A 3277-nucleotide genomic window follows, 5' to 3' on the forward strand; every position below is an offset into this window, starting at 1 on the left:
GGTCGGTCCGCGCGCCGTCGCCGAGCTGGCCCGCGGAGTCGTCACCCCAGCAGTGCGCGGCACCGCGGACGTCGATCGCGCAGGTGTGCGCCTGGCCTGCGTCGACGGCGACCGCTTTGTGCAGCGCGAGCACCGCCTGCCCGGCGGTGTGCGGCGCGACGCCGTCACCCAGCTGCCCCGACGAGTCGGCGCCCCAGCAGTACAGCTCACCGAGGCTGGTGAGGGCGCAGGAGTGGGCGCCACCCGCCGCGATCGAGGCCGTGCCGGGGCTCGCCAGCCGGATCGTGTCGGCGTTGATGCCGGGCGGGTACGGCCCCTGCGTGGCCGCCGCCGGAGCCACCGGCAGAACGATGAGGGCGAGAGCCGCGAAGGCACCACCGAGACGACCCAGTCGCAACCGTTCCTCCGCTCTCCACCGCCGGCACAACGCGGGACATTATGCGGAGTTTTAAGCTTTTAGTCCGTTTCCGACACGCTCCGGCCCCGCCCCGCGGCCGGAACGTCGGCGAGCACGCCACTGCTGGTGATCGTGTCCACCGCGCTCACCGTCGAGAAGCCGACCAGCTCACCGGCACCGAGCCGGGTCGCCGGGGCCAACGACGGCCCCAGCACCGCCGCCAGCGCAAGTGTCGCGACCAGGGCGGCTCCGGTCGTCCGGCGCCGCCACCCCTGCACCCGGGAGATCATCATGTCCGTCATGCCGATCACTGTGTCGGCCGCCGGTGTCACGACGCTGTGCGAAAACCATGGTCAGACTGTGTCCCGGACACACAGGTGCTACACAGGAAGCGGAAAGCCGGCGCAAAGCGTGGCCCGCGACAGTAGGGGCATGACGATGGCGAACGCAGACAGCAGCACGGAGCTCCGGCGCCCCGACGGTGGTCCCGTCCGGGTGCTCGTGGTCGACGACGAGCCCACCCTGGCCGAGCTGCTCTCGATGGCCCTGCGCTACGAGGGCTGGGACGTGCGCAGCGCCGGCGACGGGCAGACCGCCGTCCGGACCGCCCGTGACTTCCGCCCGGACGCCGTCGTGCTCGACATGATGCTGCCCGACATCGACGGCCTCGAGGTGCTGCGCCGGCTGCGCGGCGAATCGCCCGAGGTGCCGGTGCTGTTCCTGACCGCCAAGGACTCGGTCGAGGACCGGATCACCGGCCTGACCGCCGGCGGCGACGACTACGTCACCAAGCCGTTCAGCCTGGAGGAGGTCGTCGCCCGGCTGCGCGGCCTGATGCGCCGGATGGGCCACTCCCCGATGCGGACGGACTCGCAGCTCATCGTCGGCGACCTGAGCCTGGACGAGGACAGCCACGAGGTGCGCCGCGGGGGCGACCTCGTGACGCTGACCGCCACGGAGTTCGAGCTGCTGCGGTACCTCATGCGCAACCCGCGCCGGGTGCTGAGCAAGAGCCAGATCCTGGACCGGGTGTGGAACTACGACTTCGGCGGCCAGGCCAACGTGGTGGAGCTGTACATCTCGTACCTGCGCAAGAAGATCGACGCCGGCCGCAACCCGATGATCCACACCATGCGCGGAGCCGGTTATGTCCTCAAGCCCGCTGACTGAGACCCGCCCGGCCCGGTGGAACCCGGCCGGCTGGCCGCTGCGCACCCGGCTGGTCGCCGTCATGATCGGCCTGCTGATGCTGCTGGGCCTGGTCGTCGGCGCCACCGCGGAGATCTACCTGCACAGGTCGCTGTATCAGCAGCTGGATTCCAAGCTGCTCGAGACGAACGCGTTCAACCACCCGCGCGGCCTCGGCGGTCCCGCCTTCAACAGCGACAAGCCACCGCCGGGCTCCGAGGCGAACTGGATCGTGGTGCGCCTGAACAGCACCGGCGCGTTCACCGGCGGCGGCATCGTCGCTCTCGGCACGGACACGAACGGCTTCTACGACGAGATCTACGACGATCTGACCGTTCCGACCGTCGCGCAACTCGCCGCGGTGACCCCGGACAGCACTCCGAGAGACATCGACCTCGGCGGGGAGCTCGGCGACTACCGCGTCGTCTCGAACCTCAACGGCAGCGGCGGGGTCAGCATCACCGCTGTGCCACTGGCCTCCACCCAGGCGACGCTGCTCCAGGTGGCGCTGGTGACCGGCGGCGCCGTGCTGGCCGCCCTGCTCATCGCCGGGTGGGCGGGAGCTTTCATCGTCCGCCGTACCCTCCAGCCCTTGTCCCGGGTCGCGGCCACCGCGACCAGGGTCGCCGAGCTGGAGCTGGACCGGGGTGAGGTCGAGCTGGCCCAGCGTGTGCCGGCCTCGGACACCGACCCGCGCACCGAGGTGGGCCAGGTCGGTTCGGCGCTGAACAGGCTGCTCGACCACGTCGGCAACGCCCTCGAGGCACGGCATGCCAGCGAGATGCAGGTCCGGCAGTTCGTCGCCGACGCCAGCCACGAGCTGCGTACCCCGCTCGCCGCGATCCGCGGTTACGCCGAGCTGAGCCGGCGCAGCCGCCAGCCTGTCCCGGAGGAGATCGCCCACGTGCTGCGGCGGGTCGAGTCCGAGGCCAAGCGGATGACCGCGCTGGTCGAGGATCTGCTGCTGCTGGCCCGCCTGGACGCCGGCCGGCCGCTGGCCCAGGACCCGGTCGACCTGACCATGCTGGTGGTCGACGCGGTCAGCGACGCGCACGCGGCCGGTCCGCGGCACGACTGGCAGCTCGCGCTGCCCGAGGAGCCGGTCACGGTGGTCGGCGACGCCCAGCGGCTGCACCAGGTCCTGGCCAACCTGCTGGCCAACGCCCGCACGCACACCCCGGAAGGCACCACCGTGACGGTCGGGGTGGGCGAGAGCGGCGGCGCGGCCGTGCTGACCGTGACCGACGCCGGGCCCGGCATACCGGCGGAGTTGCAGCCGCACATCTTCGAGCGGTTCGCGCGCGGGGACAGCTCCCGGTCGCGGGCGGCGGGCAGCACGGGCCTCGGCCTCTCGATCGTGCACGCGGTGGTGACCGCGCACGGTGGCACGGTCTCGGTGCAGACCTTGCCGGGCCGGACCGAGTTCACCGTACGGCTGCCGACCTCCGCGGCCCTCGCCGCGCCGCCTACGCCGGGTGTCCCCGTCGCAGCGCGTCCATGAGCACGTCGCGCAGATCCTCCAGCAGCGCGCCGGCGGCTTCCCCGTCGGTGACGTGCAGCTCCAGCGGGACCGACTCGCGGTCGCGGCCCACCAGCACGTCGAGCGCGCACAACGCCCGCCCGGCCAGCTCACTGGTCACGTCCGGGCACGCCGCCGCCACCAGCCGGTCGTCGAGCCAGGGCCGGGCCGCC

The 3277-nt window shown here is 72.3% G+C and carries 4 protein-coding genes and 1 pseudogene; 2 read left to right on the forward strand and 3 right to left on the reverse strand.

Features of this window, described 5'->3' with window-relative positions; genetic code table 11:
- Positions 1-397: pseudogene (locus AB0C29_RS40025) on the reverse strand (hypothetical protein); the annotation flags it as partial.
- Between the two features lie 59 nt (positions 398-456).
- Positions 457-699, reverse strand: coding sequence for a hypothetical protein (locus tag AB0C29_RS40030; RefSeq protein WP_360832054.1), 243 nt, complete (start codon positions 697-699; stop codon positions 457-459).
- 130 nt (positions 700-829) lie between these two features.
- On the opposite strand from AB0C29_RS40030, the gene AB0C29_RS40035 reads away from it, so the two are divergent.
- Both AB0C29_RS40035 and AB0C29_RS40040 read left to right on the forward strand, forming a co-directional pair.
- A complete protein-coding gene (locus tag AB0C29_RS40035; RefSeq protein WP_360832056.1) occupies positions 830-1567 on the forward strand; it encodes a response regulator transcription factor in 738 nt (245 codons plus the stop codon).
- The gene (locus AB0C29_RS40040) at positions 1545-3086 is read left to right on the forward strand and encodes a HAMP domain-containing sensor histidine kinase (RefSeq protein WP_360832059.1); all 1542 of its coding nucleotides are present in this window, start codon (positions 1545-1547) and stop codon (positions 3084-3086) included. Before AB0C29_RS40035 ends, AB0C29_RS40040 begins: the two co-directional genes overlap by 23 nt.
- Here the strand turns inward: AB0C29_RS40040 and AB0C29_RS40045 are convergent.
- Positions 3052-3277: hypothetical protein (locus AB0C29_RS40045; protein WP_360832062.1), on the reverse strand; the 226-nt coding region annotated here is incomplete at its 5' end. The two genes, AB0C29_RS40040 and AB0C29_RS40045, sit on opposite strands and share 35 nt — an antisense overlap.

Source organism: Actinoplanes sp. NPDC048791 (genome assembly GCF_040650095.1).
Classification (GTDB): Bacteria; Actinomycetota; Actinomycetes; order Mycobacteriales; family Micromonosporaceae; genus Actinoplanes.

Excerpts from the sequence above, each read along its gene's own strand:
- AB0C29_RS40030 (WP_360832054.1), bottom strand. The coding sequence starts at position 699 with ATGACGGACATGATGATCTCCCGGGTGCAGGGGTGGCGGCGCCGGACG.
- AB0C29_RS40035 (WP_360832056.1), top strand. The coding sequence starts at position 830 with ATGACGATGGCGAACGCAGACAGCAGCACGGAGCTCCGGCGCCCCGAC.
- AB0C29_RS40040 (WP_360832059.1), top strand. The coding sequence starts at position 1,545 with ATGTCCTCAAGCCCGCTGACTGAGACCCGCCCGGCCCGGTGGAACCCG.